The following is an 18,251-nucleotide window of genomic DNA, read 5'->3' on the forward strand; positions in this document are numbered from 1 at the left end:
ACGTTGCTAATCAGTTCTTCTTTTCACGATAGACCTGATGGCACGAGCCGCAATTGGCAGCGACCTGTTGGAAAACCGGCTTCAGCGCATCGAGGTCCGCAGGCTTTGCAGCGACAGCTGATGCGGCATCCGCGCGGAATTTTTCAACGTGTTTGACGAAATCTTCCTTATTGGCCCAGATTTTTGCCGAAGCTTCCGTGTCGCCCTGATCGGAGCCTGCAGGGAACAAAGTGTCGACGTCAAACTTCTTCGCGTCAGCATCAATCTTTTCAAGCGCCGCGAGAGCCGCTGCCGCATCAAAAGGCTTCTCACCCTTTACCATTGGCGCGAGTTGCCCGACTGAGCGCCCCATATCCTTCATGATGGCCTGACGATCAGCAATAACGTCAGCATGAGCCACACCGGCGACCAACACCGCAACCGAACTCACAGTGAGAAAAAAGGAACGCATGTAATCCTCCACATCCAAAATCGAGCAACACTCATATTGGGTAAAATATCCGATACAATTCGCGCTGAAGCAACCAAATCGACTGAAAATCCCAACAATCAAAAGTAATATGCCGAATTTATAGGAAGTATTACAAATATTACACGATATTGTGAAAAACTTGAATTAAATACTATTGTTTAATTTCTCCAGAATCACATCTTTAAAATCAATAATACTTATCTTGATAACTATACTCATGTTTTAATGTAAATTAAACTGACCGGATCGAATGCATGAGTGTTCACCACTTTGGGGGATAAGCTCTGAACTAACCGCAAAGAAAAACCCCGCTTTCGCGGGGTTCTCTCAGATCACAATGAAACGGCTATTATGCCTTTTCGTAAAGCTCGAGCACGTAATCCCAGTTCACGAGGCTATCAACGAAAGCTTCGAGGTACTTAGGACGCGCATTGCGGTAATCGATGTAGTAGGAGTGTTCCCATACGTCGACGCCGAGAATTGGCGTTGCGCCATGAACCAACGGGCTTTCACCGTTTGCGGTCTTCGAGATTTCGAGCTTGCCGTTCTTAACCGACAGCCATGCCCAGCCCGAACCGAACTGACCAGCGCCAGCTGCGATGAAGTCTTCGCGGAACTTGTCGTAACCGCCGAGATCGGATTCAACAGCCTTTTCAAGCTTGCCTGGCAGCTTCTTGCCGCCGCCGTCTTTCTTCATCCAGTTCCAGAAATGGAGATGGTTGTAGTGCTGACCAGCATTGTTGAAGAGCGCCTGGTTCTTGCCAAAGCTTTCCTTGACGATTTCTTCAAGGCTCTTGCCTTCAAGACCTGAACCTTCGAGCAGCTTGTTACCATTAGTAACATAAGCCTGATGGTGCTTGTCGTGGTGGAATTCGAGCGTTTCGCGCGACATGAACGGAGCAAGTGCGTCATAATCGTACGGAAGGGCGGGCAGTTCAAAAGCCATCGGAACTCTCCTCTTGTGTCTTTCAGCTTAACTTGAGCAGCTGACCATGGGCAGTGCGAACACATGCCCTAAAACTTGCGTGCGCAATCTACATAGGCCGCAACGTCGGATGCGGCAATGGCGCATTTTCTAAATTCACCCACCAAATCAATGAATTTTTATTGAAATTGCATAAGGATAGGGTTCACTTTACTTTTTTTAAGATTGATGCACGATCGGAGAAAATCGGTGCCCCATAGTTCTTATGTTTTCGACGCGTACGGCACATTGTTCGATGTGCATTCCGCTGTGCGCAGACATGAGGATAAAGCGGGGCCGGATGGCGCAGCGTTTTCTTTGCTTTGGCGTACAAAACAGCTCGAATATTCATGGACTCTCAGCCTAATGGGCGAATATCGTGACTTCTGGAAGCTTACAGAAGACGCGCTGGATTTCGCCTTTGCGCGTTATCCGTCAGTCGATACGTCACTGCGCAGCGATCTACTGGAAGCTTATTGGAAGCTCGATTGCTACCCGGAAGTGCCAGCCGCGTTGAAAAGCCTGAAAAGCCGAGGCGCGCGATTGGCTATTCTCTCTAACGGTTCACCCAAAATGCTGGAGGCTGCCGTCAAATCCTCCGCGCTGGATGTGCTGCTTGATGACGTCATCTCCGCTGATAGCGTGAAGCGCTACAAAACATCGCCTTCGGTCTATGAACTGATCACGATGCAGTGGCGGCTTTATCCATCGGCAATCTCATTCCAATCATCCAATCGCTGGGATGTTGCGGGGGCTGCGCGATTCGGTATGCGTGCCGTGTGGATCAACCGATCCCACCAGCCGGACGAATATAAGCAATATCCCCCTGCACTTATTTTACCGAGTCTACAGCTGCTGGATTGAATATCACTAAAACTTGAATATACCGCACGGTGAACAACCGCCTGTTGCGGCTAAAATTGTGTCGCAACGGCAACACGAGCCCCCTTACGGCGCCTTAGCCATGTTTAGGCCTTATTATAAACGGCGAGAGGCCACATTTATCGGGCGTTTTGCCCTCAACTAAATGCATTCGAACTCGTTATCACCGCGAAATTCGCGACTATTACAACGAATAGTCGCACTTCATTAACCCTAACCGTTGTATCTAACACCCCTCCCGTCACCAATCTGGTTTTCATATGCAAACGACCCTTACCCGCCGTTCTTTTTTAACGGCCATGACAGCAACAGCGGCGGCCGGCCTCGCCGGTTGTGCTCAGTTGGGGCAGAATGTTCCAATCGTCGATGTAGACGCCAATGGCAATCCAATTAACCGGACGCCACAAGCCAATGTCGATTCTTCCTATGGAAGCTGGGCATCTATGTATGCAGCTGTTGAAGACAACGGCTATCAGCTCCCTGCTATTCCGATCCAGAAAATGGACAAGCGCTATCTGCGTCAGGTCGTTCAGGATCCAACAGGCGAAATGCCGGGCACCATCGTCGTCGATACGACCAACCGTTTCCTTTATCTGGTACTCGGCAATGGTCAGGCAATGCGCTACGGCGTCGGCATTGGACGCGATGGCTTTGCATGGTCAGGCCGTGCAGTCATTCAGTACAAGCGCGAATGGCCACGCTGGACTCCACCGGATGAGATGGTTGCTCGTCAGCCAGAACTTGAGCCATACAGCTCGCGCAATGGCGGCATGGGCCCGGGCCTCAAGAATCCGCTTGGCGCACGTGCGCTCTACATCTTCAAAGATGGCAAAGACACGATTTATCGCCTGCACGGCAATCCAGAATGGTGGTCAATCGGCAAGGCCGTTTCTTCAGGCTGCGTACGCTTGATGAATCAGGACATCATCGATCTTTACAATCGCGTACCAGCGAAATCGCCTATTCTGGTTATGTAATAAGAGATTAGCGATACAAATAAAAAGCCCCGGAAATCCGGGGCTTTTTCTATTCTAATTACGCTATCTATCAGCGTTTGAAACTTCCTAAAATGCCACGCACCAGCGCGCGGCCCAATGATGTGCTCACCGAACGCACGACAGACTTCATCGCGGTTTCCGCTACCGTCTGACGACCTGAACGGCGTCCCGTTCCGAATGCAGTCCCCATAATTTCACCGAGAATTCCGCCGCCCTGGCCAGATTCCTCTTCTTTGGCGGTTTGCTTTGCATCTGCTGAGGCTTGTGCTTTTCTAGCCAGCATTTCAAAAGCCGAATCCCGATCAACAGCCTGATCATACTGACCGGCAACAGGGCTTGCAGCGATGATTCTCGCACGTGCTTCAGGTGACAGTGGTCCAATCTGCGACGATGGTGGACGGATCAACGTGCGCTGCACCATGGATGGAACGCCCTTCGCCTGCAAAGTCGAAACCAGCGCCTCACCTGTCGAAAGATTGGTAATCGCCTCATAGGTTTTGAAATCAGGGTTTGGGCGGAACGTATCGGCAGCCGTCTTCACGGCATTGGTTTCGCGTGGCGTATAAGCGCGAAGCGCGTGCTGAACGCGATTGCCGAGCTGTGCCAATACCGATTCCGGCACATCAAGCGGGTTCTGTGTTACGAAATAAACGCCAACGCCTTTTGAACGGATCAGGCGAACGACCTGCTCCACACGATCAACAAGCGCTTTTGGCGCTTCATCAAACAGCAAATGCGCTTCATCAAAGAAGAAGACCAGACGCGGCTTATCCGGATCGCCTACTTCGGGCAGTTCCTCAAACAGCTCCGACATCAGCCACAGCAAAAATGTCGAATAAAGACGTGGGCTCATCATCAGTTTGTCAGCTGCGAGCACACTGATCACACCACGACCATCGGTCGTCGTGCGCATCAGATCAGAAATACGCAATGCTGGCTCACCAAAGAACTTGGTGCCACCTTGCTGATCGAGAACCAGCAGCGACCGCTGAATAGCGCCGACGGAAGCCTTGTTGACATTGCCGTATTTCGCAGAAAGCTCAGCCGAACGCTCAGCCATTTCTGCAAGAATGGCCTGCAAGTCCTTCAGGTCCAGCAACAGCAAGCCTTCTTCATCCGCGAGGCGGAATGCAACGTTGAGCACGCCTTCCTGCGCATCAGTCAGGCTCATCAGGCGCGAGAGCAGCAGCGGTCCCATTTCGGAAATAGTCGCGCGAACAGGATGTCCCTTTTCGCCGAAAATATCCCAAAAGATAACAGGCGAAGCACGCAGCTCATAAGGATTAAGTTCAACTTCTTCAGCACGTTTTGTGAGGTTTTCGTTCGCCACGCCGGGGGCGGCAATGCCGGAAAGATCGCTCTTAATATCTGCACAAAAAACCGGAACACCCGCCGCAGAAAAGCTCTCAGCCAACACCTGCAAAGTAACTGTCTTACCCGTGCCCGTTGCGCCGGTGACAAGGCCGTGCCTGTTGCCATATTTCAGAGCCAGATATTCTGGCTGCTGATAGGAATCATCAGGTTTGCGGCTAGCACCAAGAAAAATTGCATCATCGGCGGTCATCAGGCATGTCGCTCCGTAAAAGGTTTGCTTACAATACGATATACCAGCAGCACCGTCGCGCAACAACGATAACGCGAAATTCCGTATCCAGACTTAATTTCCAACTTTTGTTAAAGACAAATTCCGCAGATTTTAGCTCAGGAATACTTGCAAAGCGTCCGCGACAGTGCATATTACGTAAACGTAAGATATTTCGGGAGAGTCTCATGGAAGAACTGATCGCGCGCATCACCTCCAATGTTGGCATTGATGCAGCAACGGCAGAAAAGGCCGTCGGTATGATTTTGGCGTTTCTGCAAAAGGAAGGCCCAGCCGATAAGGTTCAGCAGCTGCTGGCAGCTTTTCCGGGTGCGGAAGAAGCGATTTCGCAGGTTAAAGGCGGCGGTTTTCTCTCCGGCTTGATGGGCGGCGTAATGGGCCTCGGCTCGCAGCTCATGAGCGCAGGCCTTGGCATGGGCGAGATTTCCGGCGTTGCTAAAGAAACCATCCGTTTCGCCAAGGAAAAAGCTGGCGCAGAACCAGTTGATGCTGTTGTGGGATCGATCCCCGGCCTCGGCCAGTTCATCTAAGTTTTTATGATAAACAAAAGCCCCGGAAAACCGGGGCTTTTTTATTAGCCTTGCACGACTTTTACGCCGACATGTTTTGATCGGCCAGCGCCCCAACCATTGATGGCAGCGCCTATTCCAAGCACCGCAAAGAAGATGCCACAGGCTGCAAAACTGCCCGTCGCACTGTGGATCAAGCCAACCACCAGCGGCCCAATGGACGCCAGCGTGTAGCCGATACATTGCGCCATGCCTGATAAATGCGCAGCCGTATGCGAATCGGGCGAACGCAGCACGATGACCATCATCGCAGCAGCGATTAGCCCACCCTGACCAAAGCCCTGAATAATAGCCAGCAGCCAAAAGCTCCATTGCGGCAGATAGAGAAAACCCATCAATGGAAGCGCTGCGCTCAAGCACAGCACAACATTAAGCAGGCTCTGGCTCTTCTGTCGGACCGCAATCGAAGGTATTGCAAGGCAGGTCACGACCTGCACCATGATGGAAAACGAAACCAGCCCGCCTGCCGCCGTTCCGCTTAGGCCCTGTTCACGCAAAATCGGTGCGAGCCAACCAAAGACAATATAGGCCATGGAGGATTGCAGCCCCATGAAAAACGTCACCTGCCATGCAAGCTTGTCTTTCCATAAACCGATAACTTTGAAACCAGAATGCGCAACATTGTGTCTTGCCCGCAAAGCTTGTGGCAACCACAGCGCCAGAACAAGCGCCGCTGGCAACGCCCAGAAGGCCAGCGCCAAATTCCATGACCCGCCCAGCATGTGCTCAATCGGGATGGTGAATCCAGCAGCAGCAGCCGCACCACCACACAGCGCCATTGTGTAAAGGCCGGTCATTATCGCTGCGGTTTTAGGAAAGTCGCGTTTGACGACGCCCGGAAGTAGCACGTTGCCGGTGGCAATTGCCGCACCAGCAAGTGTGGCACCAATATAAAGCGATGCTGAATTGCCAATGCCACGGATCGCTGTGCCAATCGTCAAAACAATCAGCACAAACAGCAGCACTTTTTCTGCACCAAAACGCTGTGCAAGACGCGGCGCAAAGGGTGCAAAAACGCCAAGACAAACAACAGGGAGCGTTGTCAGGATGCCCGCAGCAACGCCCGACATGCCAGTCGCTTCGATGATTTCAGGCAAAAGCACAGATACACTTGAAAACACCGGGCGCAGATTGGCAGCAATCAACACAAGGCTCAGTCCCAACAGAATGCGCAGAGCTTTGCTTTGCTTCGGCGGCAGAGGTGGCTGCGGCACGCTGTCGATTTCAGCATCGACCAGAGCTACATCCGCCGCAGGATTTGTGTGGCTCATATCGCCAACACCTTTCATTCAATCACATCAAGAAACAGCGATGTACTACATCGTACGCATGGAGCAATAGCTTAAACAGTATGATAATTGACCAAATGAAGCCGCTTGCCTCATTCCGTTAACAATTTTAACGCAATGTGGCAGCGGAAATTTCAGACTTCAAAACTGGGTGCCGCATGATCAATCTTTACTGCCTGAATGGAGGTCATCTCGAACGCGTCGAGGTTGAACCGGGCACGCCTTTGCCTGAAAATGTTATCTGGATTGACCTGCTTGCACCCGGCGTCAATGAAGATCACATCGTGGAAGCATGGACTGGGATCTCGATCCCGACCCGCGAAGACATGACGGAAATTGAGGAATCGAGCCGCTTTTATATGGAAAACGGTGCCCAATATCTAACTGTGCCAATTCTTCATGCGGTTGATCTCGATCATCGGGAACTCGCGCCCGTAACCTTTATCATCCATGGCCAGCGTCTTGTAACCGTGCGTTACGCCAATCCGAAATCGGTCAGCATTTATATCACGCGCGCAACGAAGCCCGGCAATGGACTAATCCCCGCCAAATGCTCCGGCCTTTCAATCATGCTTGGCATCACCGAAGCCACGACCAACCGTCTCGCCGATATTCTTGAAGGCGTTGCTGGAAAGATTGATGCAGCGTCGCACTCGATCTATCGCCGCCAACCAAAAGCGCGACCTATGACAACTGAGGATTTCCGGCACATTCTCACGCAGATCGGTGGGCAAGGTACGTTTCTATCGCGCATGCGGGAAAGCCTTGCAGGTGTCAGTCGCATGCTGGTTTATCTGTCCGCAATCAACAGCCCTGTCGCGACCAAAAAAGACACACGCTCATGGATCAAATCACTGGAGCGCGATGCGCAGTCGCTCGTCGCTTATGTGGATTTTCTCTCCAACAAGGTTACATTCCTGCTTGATACGATCGTGGGTCTCATATCCGTTGAGCAGAACGCTATTATCAAGATTTTCTCGGTGGCGGCAGTGGGCTTCATGCCACCGACTTTGGTCGCATCCATCTATGGCATGAATTTCTCATTCATGCCCGAGCTAAACTCGCCGTGGGGCTATCCAATGGCGCTTGGCCTGATGGTTGCCTCGGCTCTGTTGCCACTGTTCTATTTCCGCCGAAAGGGGTGGTTGTAGATCACACCGATAGCGAGACAATCTCCCAGTCTTTGCCATTAATTTTCAGCACGTCACCCGCTGGCTTACCAAACAGCATGATGGCGACCGGCGCCATATGGGAAATTTTGCCCTCCGATGGATTGGCTTCATCTTCACCAACGATAGTCCATGTGCGGGTATTCCCTTCATCGAGGTTTTCAAGCTCTACAGTCATGCCGAACCGCACCACATCACTGTCCGGTTCTGGCACGGATAGTTCGGCGGTTTCGCGCCGCGATGTCCAATAGCGCAGATCACGCGAAAGACGTGCAATGGCTGAACGTTCGCCCGCGACATTGGCCTCAGCCAGTTCGCGTTGCAGACGCGCAAGCTCATCCTCGATCATCTTTAGACCTTCAGGCGTGACGAGATTGCGATGCGGACTAATCGGACGCTCACCGAGATCTGTTAGCGCGTCGTCCTGTTCTTTTGTGAAAGCTCTGCTCATGCTCTGAATGTATGCAGAGCGGCCATTCCCCGCAAGCCCACAAGTTTGAAGTCACCCCACGACAGCCTCAATCCGTGTTTCAAATGCCTTCAGATTTTTTATTGATTGATCAGTCAATCAACGATAAAATTGAAGTCAATTACCTTAACGCGGAAAACGATTATGCCCAAAATCGGGATGGAGCCTCAGCGGCGGCGCGAGCTTATCGATGCGACGATCAGAACAATCGGCCAGCGCGGTTCGCTTGATGTCACAGTCGCGCAGATTGCCCATGAAGCTGGTGTCTCGCCCGCACTTGCACATCATTATTTTGGCGGTAAGGACAAGCTGATCCTCGCCACCATGCGCCACTTACTGCGTGAACTGGGTCACGACCTGCACGAAGCAATCAAACGCACCGAAACGCCACGCGAGCGGATTGCCGCAATTATTGCCGTGAATTTTTCTGCCTCTCAGTTTGCGCAGGAAACCATTGCCGCCTGGCTGACCTTCTATGTTCATGCACAGCAGTCAGAAGATACGCGTCGGCTTTTGCGGGTCTATGCGCGCCGCCTGCACTCAAACTTCGTTTTTGCACTTCAGCAACTCACCACCCACGAACGGGCAAACCGTATTGCCGAAGGTGCAGGCGCACTGATCGACGGGCTTTATATCCGTCACGCCCTTGGCGCTGATGCGCCCAATGCGGCCTCCGCAATTGCACTTGTTGAAGATTATATCGCGGTTCAGCTTTCGGTGGAGCCATGAGCATGGAAGCAGATTTCGTTATCATTGGCTCCGGTTCCGCCGGTTCGGCCATGGCCTATCGTCTGTCAGAAGATGGCAGACATTCGGTGATTGTCATCGAATATGGCGGCCCGGACATCGGCCCGCTAATCCAGATGCCTGCCGCCCTCTCCTTCCCCATGAATATGGAAACCTATGACTGGGGGTTTTCGACCGAACCTGAGCCGCATATTGGAGGTCGCAGTCTCGTCACGCCACGCGGTAAGGTGGTCGGCGGTTCATCGTCCATCAACGGTATGGTCTATGTGCGCGGTCATGCACGCGATTATGACCATTGGTCGGATAGTGGCGCGCGCGGCTGGTCCTATGCCGATGTATTGCCCTACTTCAAGCGGATGGAAAATGCGCACGGCGGACAGGAAGGCTGGCGCGGCACCAATGGTCCGCTGCACGTTCAGCGCGGTCGCCGCGACAATCCGCTGTTCAAAGCTTTTGTCGATGCCGGACATCAAGCAGGTTTTGAAGTCACTGACGATTATAATGGCGAAAAGCAGGAAGGCTTTGGCCCGATGGAGCAGACGATCCATAATGGACGTCGCTGGTCTGCTGCCAATGCCTATCTGAAACCAGCCCTCAAGCGTCCCAATGTAAAGCTCGTCAAAGGCTTGGCACGCAAGGTCGTAATGGAAGGCAAGCGCGCGGTCGGCGTTGAAATCGAAGCGGGCCGTACTTTCTCGACCATCCGCGCACGCCGCGAAGTTATCATTGCCGCATCCTCCATCAATTCGCCAAAGCTGCTGATGCTTTCAGGCATTGGCCCTGCTGCGCAGCTTAAGGAACACGGCATTGAGGTCGTGGCCGACCGCCCGGGTGTGGGCCAAAACCTGCAAGATCATCTGGAAGTCTATATTCAGCAGGAATGCACGCAGCCGATTACGCTTTATTCAAAACTGAACCTGTTCTCGAAGGCCAGAATTGGTGCGGAATGGCTGTTTTTCAAAACTGGCGATGGCGCAACCAACCATTTTGAATCCGCGGCTTTCGTGCGTTCAAAAGCGGGTGCGGAATATCCTGATATTCAATATCACTTCCTGCCCGTCGCAATCCGCTATGACGGCAAAGCGGCGGCAGAATCGCATGGCTTTCAGGCGCATGTCGGGCCAATGCGCTCAAAGTCCCGCGGCAGCGTTACCCTTCGGTCGGCCAATCCTCGAGAAAAGCCTGTTATAAAGTTCAATTACATGTCGCATGAGGATGACTGGGTCGATTTCCGTCATTGTGTACGACTGACACGCGAAATCTTCGGACAGGATGCCTTTGCCGCCTATCGTGGCGACGAAATCCAGCCCGGCGCGAATGTGCAGTCTGATGACGAGATCGACAACTTCCTCCGCGAGCATGTTGAAAGCGCTTTCCATCCTTGCGGAACTTGTAAAATGGGTTCAGTTGACGACCCAATGGCCGTTGTTGACCCGGAATGTCGTGTTATTGGCGTTGAAGGATTGCGTGTCGCGGATTCGTCAATCTTCCCGCGTATAACCAATGGAAACCTTAATGGCCCATCGATCATGACCGGCGAGAAGGCTTCTGACCATATTCTGGGCCGCACGCCGCTGGCGCGATCCAATCAGGAACCATGGATCAATCCACGCTGGGAAATATCTGACCGCTAATTAATTTCGAGGAAAATAAGATGAAAGTACAACCAAAAGCCTCGCACTTCATCGGCGGTGCATTCGTGGAAGACAAGGCTGGCAAACCGCTTCCCGTTATCTATCCAGCGACGGGCGAAGAAATCGCCAAGCTATATTCGGCAACGCCGGATGTGATTGAAGCCGCCTATGCAGCAGCACTGAAAGCGCAAGGCGAATGGGCAGCACTCAAACCAGTGGAACGCGGCCGCATTCTGCGCCGTACTGCCGAAATTCTGCGTGAGAAGAACAAGAAGCTTTCCAAGCTTGAAACACTCGACACAGGTAAGGCGCTACAGGAAACACTGGTCGCAGATGCCGCATCCGCAGCCGATGCGCTTGAGTTTTTCGGCGGTATCATTTCCGGCTTCAATGGCGAGTTCGTTGAGCTTGGCGGCTCGTTTGCCTATACGCGCCGGGAAGCGCTCGGTATATGTGTCGGCATCGGCGCATGGAATTACCCGATCCAGATCGCGGCATGGAAATCCGCCCCTGCACTCGCCATGGGCAATGCTTTTATCTTCAAGCCCTCCGAAAATACGCCGCTTTCAGCATTAGCACTTGCAGAAGCCTATAAGGAAGCAGGCCTTCCCGATGGACTATTCAACATTGTTCAGGGTTTTGGCGATGTGGGCGCAGCGCTCGTTAATCATCGTCTGACCGCCAAGGTTTCGCTCACAGGTTCGGTGCCCACTGGCAAGCGGATCATGTCGCAGGCTGGCGAACATCTCAAGCATGTCACAATGGAGCTGGGCGGCAAGTCGCCAATCATCGTTTTTGATGATGCAGATATCGACAGCGCCATTGGCGGTGCGATGCTCGGCAATTTCTATTCGACAGGTCAGGTCTGCTCGAATGGTACGCGCGTCTTCGTTCATAAGAATGTGCGGGAGACATTTGTTGAGCGGCTGGTTGAACGCACACGGAAAATCCGTATCGGCGACCCGCTGGATGAAGCAACGCAGATGGGCCCGCTTATTAATGCTGCACAACGCGACAAGGTTCTGTCTTATATCGAAAAAGGCAAAGCCGAAGGCGCAACACTCGCCTGCGGCGGTGGCATTCCAAAGCTTCAGGGCTTTGATAAGGGTTGCTTTATCGAGCCTACCATCTTCACCAATGTCACCGACAACATGACAATTGCCCGCGAAGAAATTTTCGGCCCTGTGATGAGCATTCTGGAATTCTCAGACGAGGACGAAGTGATTGCTCGAGCCAACGATACCGAATTCGGTCTGGCCGCCGGAGTGTTCACCGCCGACATTGCCCGCGGACATCGTGTTATCAACCAGATTAAGGCGGGCACATGCTGGATCAACGCCTATAATCTAACGCCCGTTGAGGTGCCATTTGGTGGCTACAAGCAGTCGGGTATTGGTCGTGAAAACGGCATCGCTGCCCTGACCCATTACAGCCAAATCAAGACTGTCTATGTTGAAATGGGTAAGGTCGACAGCCCGTATTAATCTGACAAATGCTATAGATAAGCCCGAAGACGCGAACTCTTCGGGCTTATAGATTCCATTTTGAATATTCCGATTAATTCACTAAAGCGGGCCGAAAACCTCACCAAGCCATTCCTGAATGCACCTCAAATAATATTGCCCCCCGTTCGAAAACTACGCCACGCAATACCATCTGAGTAAGCCATTTGAGCTCCACTACTCGCGTTACTGACAAAGATTATACTGCCCGCGCCAATCTGGGCAGCCGATGGCAATGCCAGAACCGGGTAGGTCGCGAGCCGTATCGGACCATCAACGTGAAGCTTCGTAGTTGGTGAAAGTGTTCCAACAGCCAGGTTACCCGTTGCTCGATCAACCCGCATTGCTACACGCCAATTGCCGGTATCGTCGCCAACCTTGATGCTGAAATTATCGTCTCCGTTAAGCCCCATCTCAGCGCGCCCCGTCCAGCCAGACTGAAACAATAAGCTTGCCGTATCCGTTGATGCGTTCTTATTAACTTTTACCTGATGACCGGCACCGGCATTGTTAAAAAGACTAGCTTGCGAAGAGACTGAAAAACGGTTGATGGCATCAGCCGTTGCCTGAATGCCGAGCATAGAAACAGACAAGTTTTCAGGCAGTGCACCAGCGGTACTTTCCCAGCTTGTGCCATTAAAGACGAACAAGCTATTTTCATCTTCAATATAAGCGAGCCAGCCTTTTGCAACTGCGATAAAAGACCAGCCTCCATCAACAAAAAAGGCGACCATTCCGGCCTTGTTAGCCCAAGTCCCTGTAGCAGGGGCAGCAACAATATAACGGTCACCCGATGCAGGTGTGTCAGGCGCAGCAGTCTGCGATTGAGACCGCACACTTAGATGCACAATTGCATCAAGAAGACGTATTGCCTCGTTGTGCGTGACATGCTTCTGTGCCTGGCTCGGCATTATATAAGGCAGTTTGAGATTTGGGGTCTGATCCATAAAAAGCTCCTCGAAATGGTAATCCGAAGAGCTTAATTGCGTTTAGATCGACGGGGATAAGTCAGCTCCCCCGATATGTCGAATATGACCAGGGGCTAACCAGCAATGGAACATGATAATTGCCGTCTTCATCTGCAATGGAAAAACGGATCGGGATCAGGTCAAGGAATGGGGGATGAGCTACGTCTGCACCGTTCGCCTCAAAATACTCAGCGACATGGAAGTGCAGTTCATAAGTCCCTTCCTGCATTTCGTTTCCGCTCAGTAAAAGCTCATCGGTGCGGCCATCCAGATTAGTCACTGTGCGCTTTATTAGTTCTGTCTTGCCCAAAGCACCCAGCCGATAAAGCTCAAGTCGCATCGCAGCCGCGGGCTTACCATGTGCCGTATCGAGAACATGTGTGGATAGCTTGCCCATAGTAAACCTCAGGTTTTCGTTGCAGGGACCGGAATAGTTTCAATCCGATATGTGACATCCGTAAAGAAATACTCTTCCAGATTATCCTCTTTACCTACGCGGTCCACAATTAGAAAATCTGATGTCTTTTCCAGCGACACAAGCGGATGATGCCATACATTGCGCCAGTAGTTCACCCCCTGATCCCCGTGCGCAAGAAACGCTCGCGGCTTTGCTGGCTTTCCATTGTCATCCTCTGCGACAACAATCAAAAACGGCCTGCCATGCAGCGGGACAAAAGCTTGCGAACCAAAAGGATGGCGTTCCAGCATTGTAATATCAATCGGCGCAGCAAAAGACTGGCCCCGGAAAATATTAATGAGAACGCGTGCCTCAGTGCCTTCTGCTTCAACGCGAGCTAGATCGTGAAAGCGTTGTGTTGTGCCGTTGTTAATAAGGCGCAACTCAGCGCCTTCCGTCTCAATGACATCTCCAAAAGGCGCAAAGCCGACTTTCGTAAGCGGTTCAACCTCAAGCACTTCAGACTTCACGCGATCCTCCCGGTACACTCGATGCATCTGAAATAACAAAGCTTTACAGGCCGCACATTGTCAATCGCGAAGCAGTTTCAACAAAGATACGAAAAAGGCCGGAGCACTTGCCCGGCCTTTCAAATCTACTGATTGCTTAGATTTATCGACGTTTGAAAAGTGCCGTTACTGCTGGAACGCCGCAAGCGGCCAATGCAAGCTTGACCAGATCCCCAACAATGAAAACGCCAAAGCCAAAAGCAATACCTTTTTCAAGACCGAACAGATACGCCATCCAGCCTGCGCCCATGAAAAGCACGATGGCCTCGGCAAGCAACATCACGCCGCCCAGCTTGAGAGGGTTGCGTGCAAGCCCCTTATCGGCAGCGCGCCCAATCATCCATGCAGCTACGAGATAGGAAAGCAAATAGCCGCCGGTCGGGCCAGCCATATAAGCAAGGCCGATGCCTTTCTCAGGCGTGCCGGTAAACACTGGCATACCAAGTGCGCCTTCAAGCAGGTAAAGCGCTACCGTTGCAACCGCCAAACGCGATCCATAGACCGCAGAAATTGCGAAGAGTGCGAAGGTCTGCATCGTCACGTTGACGTAAAGAAGATCGACTTTGATATTGGCCGAAATCGTCAAGATCGCCGTGCCTATCAGCGCAAGCAAGACGAAGTAGAAAGCGCGCGTCAGTTGACGCGTCGGAAGATAGTGAGCTGCAAGCGATGCGGTGGCGACTTTTGCCCGGGATCTGTTCTGCATATTCGTGTCACTCCTTCCGACTGGATATTTCCGGTAACAAGCCAGATAATCCATTTGAAACCCAACACTATAAACTTTAATCCATTTTAACCATAAAACCAAAGAACTATGATTATTCAATGGGGACTATTCAATGGCACTCGATTTCAACGGCAGCTTTCTGCCTGAATATGGAACTCCGGTGCCCCTGAGTAAAGGCCTATTGCGTCTGACCGTTAACAATCCGAGCGCTTTCACCTTTCATGGTACCAACAGCTATATTGTCGGCACCGATACGCTTGCCGTCATTGATCCCGGCCCGGAAGATGAAGCCCATTATCAGGCACTTCTCGCGACTATTGCCGGACGTCCAGTCAGCCATATTTTTGTAAGTCACACCCATCGCGATCACTCGCCGCTTGCGCAGCGACTAAAACACGAAACTGGCGCGCTTGTTGTCGCCGAAGGTCCGCATCGCCCCTCCCGCCCCTATTACAGTGGCGAAGTAAACATGCTTGAAGCGAGTGCAGATACGGATTTTATGCCCGACATAGCGCTAAACGATGGCGCAAAAATCGATGGCGATGGCTGGACGTTGCGTGGCATACACACGCCCGGGCATGCTGCCAACCACATGGCCTTCGGCCTTGAAGGCACCGGAATTCTGTTTTCCGCCGATCACGTTATGGCATGGGCAACATCCATAGTCGCACCGCCCGATGGATCGATGAGCGATTACATGACCTCGCTAGAAAAGCTGCTGGAGCGCGACGACAGCATATATCTGCCCGGCCATGGCGGCGCTGTGACGAAACCGGCAGCCTTCGTGCGTGGTTTACGCGCGCATCGCAAAATGCGTGAGCGGGCGATATTGGAGCGAATTGTTCAGGGTGATCGGACCATTCACGCTATGGTCAAAGCGATTTATCGCGATACAGACCCGCGCCTGCATGGCGCAGCCGCACTTTCTGTTCTCGCTCATCTGGAAGATCTGGTCAGTCGCGGAGAGATCACCACCGATGGTTATCCATCACTCAACAGCATTTATCAGCCACGCTGATTATTCTGCGTCAGCAGGCGCCTTGTTCACTTCACCCTCAAGAGCAGACAAGAAGCTGGTAATAAAGGCAGCATTCAACCCCATATCACGCTCGCTGTACTGCGAGACGGAGCGCATATCGACATAAGTCGTCTCGCCTTCATCAAGCAGGCGGATAACCACATCGCTTTTCAACCCAAGAATGGTGCTGTGAGCAATCACTGCAAAGAGTAAAGCATTCTCCGCAGCCAGTGTCCCACTGGAGCTAATCTGCGTCCAGCCGAAGGCTTTGATTGTGTTTACCACGCCCTGCGACACGCGGTCAGGTGCAGCTTCATAACGCCTCCCCATCACGTCAGGATAGGCAGACATCTGCGCCAGCATATCACCTTGAACCTCGACTGGTAGTGCATTCATACGCGCAAGGCGCGCAGGCATTGTCGAGGGGAATTGCGGTGGTGTCTCAAAATCGGTCGTCAGATCATAGAGCGGTGGCGAGCTATACCAAACTGAAGCAACAAAGCCGATCGGCAACAAAACAGAAAATGCGAAAATACATGCCCAGGATGAACGCGCCCCGCCTTTATCACCATTCACCCATAGATTGCGTAGTCCTTTGGCCGCGAGGATCAGTGCCAAAACCGCGAAGATACCACCTAAAACTGTAAGCAGCTCAAAGTCAGGCGTCTCTATTTTGCCAAATCGGTGCAGGGTAAAACCAATCGCTGACAAAACCATTGCAAACACGCTAAGCCGCAACGCCCATATTGCGGAGTGCGACTGCCGACGCTGATAGCGAAGCTTTTTCATGCGGGTTCCCAACTGCGTTTGGAGCACGTCCATGCATAACAGAGACTATGCGCGCGCAAAAGAAAAAGGCTCACTCTAACCTGTGAATTTAGCCAGTTATAAAAATAGTCGGGAAAAATATAGTGAAATCAATATAAAAGCTATTGCAGCAACTTCTAACGAAAGGCATGATTACATATATGGGGGCTTCTTTAAGAATCGTCGGAGAGGACGACATGGATCGCACCCTTCATAATGGCCATATGCCAGCTACAACCAGCACTGCACAATCAGAGCAGGATGTCATGACGCTGGAAGCTGTCGAGCTTGAATTTGCTCTTGGGGCCATCGACGTTTTCATCGAAGGATTTGATACTGCCCTTGCCAAAGCAGCTGAGCGCGTAGGTGGCGAAGTTCTTTTCAACATGCCGGCACTTGATACCACTCAGGCGCAGCGCATTGGTGCGATTGCCATTGCCGGGCAACCGCACGATCAGGTTGTATTCGTCACACTAGGACACGATGGAACCACGCTTTCGGTGGCTCCACCCACTGGCGAAAACTCTCTATTCGTCAGCCTCGGCCACAATTATGCAGCCGTGATGAAAAGTCTGACGCCGAAGGGCAAAACGACCAATGGCGGTTAAGTAATTCACTCAGCTTCCTGTGGCTTTGCAATTGCCGCAGGCGCTACAGCGTGCAAATTATGTGCGGGCACAGGATTAAGCTCCATACTCGTTTTAACATCGCGCAGCTTCACAAATTTCATACCCTTTGCCTGAAGTGCGAGAATGCCTTTGGCCACGCCCTCACCCGCCGACCGTGATGGCTGATTAATATGTGCGATAATGACATCGCCATCGCGTGCTGCCGCAATACGCTTTGCAACGACCGGTGCCAGCAAAGATGCACCCTGATCGCCATTCAGCGAATAACCGCCGATCTCATAGCCCATGCCTTGCGCGAGCTTAACAGCATCGGTCGAATAGCGTGCAGTCGCGTCGCGATACCATTTTGGTTTGGATGCACCCGCTTTCGCAATTGCATCAGCACCACCATCAATTTCGGAACGAACGGCATCCAACGAACCCGCCGTTTTGATATTATACATCGTGCGCACATTGGTAATGGCTGGCACATGCATGTTGCCATGGTTCTCAATATCAAACAGATCGGGATGGGCATTCATTACCGCAAAGGCTTCGGCATTCTGCTTCAACCAGCGCGCAGTGACAAAAATTGTAGCCGGAATACGGTTCTGTACCAGAACATCGAGAATACGATGATCTGTCTTTCCCATGCAGGCATCAAGCGTGAGTGCTACCTGCGGTGCCGCGGGCCCACCTTTTGCAATATATAGCTTTGGCTCAACAATGCTGACTTTTTCATGCTTTTCAGGCTGCGGCAGCGCATCATAGGCGCTTGCCACATGGCTGAAACAAACAAGTGCGGCCCCTGCCGCGAAAAACTGACGAAACATAGCCACCCCGGCAAATGAAGTTCTGG

Annotated in this window: 20 protein-coding genes; 9 read left to right on the forward strand and 11 right to left on the reverse strand. The window is 52.1% G+C overall.

Features of this window, described 5'->3' with window-relative positions; all coding sequences use genetic code 11:
- Positions 1-10: 10 nt before the first annotated feature.
- Complete coding sequence (locus J2782_RS06085) at positions 11-451, reverse strand: c-type cytochrome (protein ID WP_310010707.1); 441 nt, start codon at positions 449-451, stop codon at positions 11-13.
- A gap of 370 nt (positions 452-821) precedes the next feature.
- A complete protein-coding gene (locus tag J2782_RS06090; RefSeq protein ID WP_007874131.1) occupies positions 822-1,418 on the reverse strand; it encodes a superoxide dismutase in 597 nt (198 codons plus the stop codon).
- Positions 1,419-1,646: 228 nt separating this feature from the next.
- On the opposite strand from J2782_RS06090, the gene J2782_RS06095 reads away from it, so the two are divergent.
- Both J2782_RS06095 and J2782_RS06100 read left to right on the forward strand, forming a co-directional pair.
- The gene (locus J2782_RS06095; RefSeq protein ID WP_310010708.1) at positions 1,647-2,300 is read left to right on the forward strand and encodes a haloacid dehalogenase type II; all 654 of its coding nucleotides are present in this window, start codon (positions 1,647-1,649) and stop codon (positions 2,298-2,300) included.
- A gap of 278 nt (positions 2,301-2,578) precedes the next feature.
- Complete coding sequence (locus J2782_RS06100; protein WP_310010710.1) at positions 2,579-3,295, forward strand: L,D-transpeptidase; 717 nt, start codon at positions 2,579-2,581, stop codon at positions 3,293-3,295.
- Between the two features lie 70 nt (positions 3,296-3,365).
- Here J2782_RS06100 and J2782_RS06105 read toward each other — a convergent pair whose 3' ends face one another.
- Positions 3,366-4,880 (reverse strand): helicase HerA-like C-terminal domain-containing protein, encoded by a 1,515-nt coding sequence (locus J2782_RS06105; RefSeq protein ID WP_310010711.1) that lies wholly within the window; start codon positions 4,878-4,880, stop codon positions 3,366-3,368.
- 206 nt (positions 4,881-5,086) lie between these two features.
- Between J2782_RS06105 and J2782_RS06110 the strand changes: the two genes are divergently transcribed.
- Positions 5,087-5,449: a DUF2267 domain-containing protein gene (locus J2782_RS06110; protein ID WP_310010712.1), complete on the forward strand. Its 363-nt coding sequence runs from the start codon at positions 5,087-5,089 to the stop codon at positions 5,447-5,449.
- 44 nt (positions 5,450-5,493) lie between these two features.
- Here J2782_RS06110 and J2782_RS06115 read toward each other — a convergent pair whose 3' ends face one another.
- Complete coding sequence (locus tag J2782_RS06115) at positions 5,494-6,759, reverse strand: CynX/NimT family MFS transporter (protein WP_310010713.1); 1,266 nt, start codon at positions 6,757-6,759, stop codon at positions 5,494-5,496.
- A 176-nt stretch (positions 6,760-6,935) separates the two neighbouring features.
- Between J2782_RS06115 and J2782_RS06120 the strand changes: the two genes are divergently transcribed.
- Positions 6,936-7,928, forward strand: a complete 993-nt coding sequence (locus J2782_RS06120) for a magnesium transporter CorA family protein (RefSeq protein ID WP_310010714.1) — start codon at positions 6,936-6,938, stop codon at positions 7,926-7,928.
- A gap of 1 nt (position 7,929) precedes the next feature.
- Here J2782_RS06120 and J2782_RS06125 read toward each other — a convergent pair whose 3' ends face one another.
- On the reverse strand, positions 7,930-8,397 hold the full coding sequence (locus J2782_RS06125) for a GreA/GreB family elongation factor (protein WP_310010715.1): 468 nt from the start codon (positions 8,395-8,397) through the stop codon (positions 7,930-7,932).
- 162 nt (positions 8,398-8,559) lie between these two features.
- Between J2782_RS06125 and betI the strand changes: the two genes are divergently transcribed.
- The 3 genes from betI to betB are packed head-to-tail and all read left to right on the forward strand — an operon-like array spanning position 8,560 to position 12,280.
- Positions 8,560-9,144, forward strand: coding sequence for a transcriptional regulator BetI (gene betI / locus J2782_RS06130; RefSeq protein WP_310010716.1), 585 nt, complete (start codon positions 8,560-8,562; stop codon positions 9,142-9,144).
- A gap of 2 nt (positions 9,145-9,146) precedes the next feature.
- On the forward strand, positions 9,147-10,796 hold the full coding sequence (gene betA, locus J2782_RS06135) for a choline dehydrogenase (protein ID WP_310010718.1): 1,650 nt from the start codon (positions 9,147-9,149) through the stop codon (positions 10,794-10,796).
- A gap of 20 nt (positions 10,797-10,816) precedes the next feature.
- Positions 10,817-12,280, forward strand: coding sequence for a betaine-aldehyde dehydrogenase (betB, locus tag J2782_RS06140; RefSeq protein ID WP_310010719.1), 1,464 nt, complete (start codon positions 10,817-10,819; stop codon positions 12,278-12,280).
- Positions 12,281-12,405: 125 nt separating this feature from the next.
- On the opposite strand, the gene J2782_RS06145 is transcribed toward betB, so the two are convergent.
- The 4 genes from J2782_RS06145 to J2782_RS06160 all read right to left on the reverse strand — a co-directional run bounded on the left by J2782_RS06145 (position 12,406) and on the right by J2782_RS06160 (position 14,938).
- Positions 12,406-13,245, reverse strand: a complete 840-nt coding sequence (locus J2782_RS06145) for a DUF2793 domain-containing protein (protein WP_310010720.1) — start codon at positions 13,243-13,245, stop codon at positions 12,406-12,408.
- 61 nt (positions 13,246-13,306) lie between these two features.
- Entirely contained in the window at positions 13,307-13,663 is a 357-nt protein-coding gene (gene uraH / locus J2782_RS06150) for a hydroxyisourate hydrolase (RefSeq protein ID WP_310010721.1), read from the reverse strand.
- An 8-nt stretch (positions 13,664-13,671) separates the two neighbouring features.
- Entirely contained in the window at positions 13,672-14,193 is a 522-nt protein-coding gene (locus J2782_RS06155) for an ureidoglycolate lyase (protein ID WP_310010722.1), read from the reverse strand.
- A gap of 142 nt (positions 14,194-14,335) precedes the next feature.
- Positions 14,336-14,938 (reverse strand): biotin transporter BioY, encoded by a 603-nt coding sequence (locus J2782_RS06160; RefSeq protein ID WP_310010723.1) that lies wholly within the window; start codon positions 14,936-14,938, stop codon positions 14,336-14,338.
- Between the two features lie 133 nt (positions 14,939-15,071).
- Between J2782_RS06160 and J2782_RS06165 the strand changes: the two genes are divergently transcribed.
- Positions 15,072-15,977: an MBL fold metallo-hydrolase gene (locus J2782_RS06165; RefSeq protein WP_310010724.1), complete on the forward strand. Its 906-nt coding sequence runs from the start codon at positions 15,072-15,074 to the stop codon at positions 15,975-15,977.
- Here J2782_RS06165 and J2782_RS06170 read toward each other — a convergent pair whose 3' ends face one another.
- Positions 15,978-16,766 (reverse strand): DUF1499 domain-containing protein, encoded by a 789-nt coding sequence (locus J2782_RS06170; RefSeq protein WP_310010725.1) that lies wholly within the window; start codon positions 16,764-16,766, stop codon positions 15,978-15,980.
- 215 nt (positions 16,767-16,981) lie between these two features.
- Between J2782_RS06170 and J2782_RS06175 the strand changes: the two genes are divergently transcribed.
- The gene (locus J2782_RS06175) at positions 16,982-17,392 is read left to right on the forward strand and encodes a hypothetical protein (RefSeq protein WP_310010727.1); all 411 of its coding nucleotides are present in this window, start codon (positions 16,982-16,984) and stop codon (positions 17,390-17,392) included.
- A gap of 5 nt (positions 17,393-17,397) precedes the next feature.
- Here the strand turns inward: J2782_RS06175 and J2782_RS06180 are convergent, their stop codons facing one another.
- Entirely contained in the window at positions 17,398-18,225 is an 828-nt protein-coding gene (locus tag J2782_RS06180) for a polysaccharide deacetylase family protein (RefSeq protein WP_310010728.1), read from the reverse strand.
- Positions 18,226-18,251 lie beyond the last annotated feature (26 nt).

This window comes from Brucella pseudogrignonensis, from assembly GCF_031454375.1.
In the GTDB taxonomy this organism is placed as follows: domain Bacteria; phylum Pseudomonadota; class Alphaproteobacteria; order Rhizobiales; family Rhizobiaceae; genus Brucella; species Brucella pseudogrignonensis_A.

Coding starts and splice junctions, on each gene's coding strand:
- J2782_RS06085 (WP_310010707.1), bottom strand. CDS start 451: ATGCGTTCCTTTTTTCTCACTGTGAGTTCGGTTGCGGTGTTGGTCGCC.
- J2782_RS06090 (WP_007874131.1), bottom strand. CDS start 1,418: ATGGCTTTTGAACTGCCCGCCCTTCCGTACGATTATGACGCACTTGCT.
- J2782_RS06100 (WP_310010710.1), top strand. CDS start 2,579: ATGCAAACGACCCTTACCCGCCGTTCTTTTTTAACGGCCATGACAGCA.
- J2782_RS06105 (WP_310010711.1), bottom strand. CDS start 4,880: ATGACCGCCGATGATGCAATTTTTCTTGGTGCTAGCCGCAAACCTGAT.
- J2782_RS06110 (WP_310010712.1), top strand. CDS start 5,087: ATGGAAGAACTGATCGCGCGCATCACCTCCAATGTTGGCATTGATGCA.
- J2782_RS06115 (WP_310010713.1), bottom strand. CDS start 6,759: ATGAGCCACACAAATCCTGCGGCGGATGTAGCTCTGGTCGATGCTGAA.
- J2782_RS06120 (WP_310010714.1), top strand. CDS start 6,936: ATGATCAATCTTTACTGCCTGAATGGAGGTCATCTCGAACGCGTCGAG.
- J2782_RS06125 (WP_310010715.1), bottom strand. CDS start 8,397: ATGAGCAGAGCTTTCACAAAAGAACAGGACGACGCGCTAACAGATCTC.
- betI (WP_310010716.1), top strand. CDS start 8,560: ATGCCCAAAATCGGGATGGAGCCTCAGCGGCGGCGCGAGCTTATCGAT.
- betA (WP_310010718.1), top strand. CDS start 9,147: ATGGAAGCAGATTTCGTTATCATTGGCTCCGGTTCCGCCGGTTCGGCC.
- betB (WP_310010719.1), top strand. CDS start 10,817: ATGAAAGTACAACCAAAAGCCTCGCACTTCATCGGCGGTGCATTCGTG.
- J2782_RS06145 (WP_310010720.1), bottom strand. CDS start 13,245: ATGGATCAGACCCCAAATCTCAAACTGCCTTATATAATGCCGAGCCAG.
- uraH (WP_310010721.1), bottom strand. CDS start 13,663: ATGGGCAAGCTATCCACACATGTTCTCGATACGGCACATGGTAAGCCC.
- J2782_RS06160 (WP_310010723.1), bottom strand. CDS start 14,938: ATGCAGAACAGATCCCGGGCAAAAGTCGCCACCGCATCGCTTGCAGCT.
- J2782_RS06165 (WP_310010724.1), top strand. CDS start 15,072: ATGGCACTCGATTTCAACGGCAGCTTTCTGCCTGAATATGGAACTCCG.
- J2782_RS06170 (WP_310010725.1), bottom strand. CDS start 16,766: ATGAAAAAGCTTCGCTATCAGCGTCGGCAGTCGCACTCCGCAATATGG.
- J2782_RS06175 (WP_310010727.1), top strand. CDS start 16,982: ATGGATCGCACCCTTCATAATGGCCATATGCCAGCTACAACCAGCACT.
- J2782_RS06180 (WP_310010728.1), bottom strand. CDS start 18,225: ATGTTTCGTCAGTTTTTCGCGGCAGGGGCCGCACTTGTTTGTTTCAGC.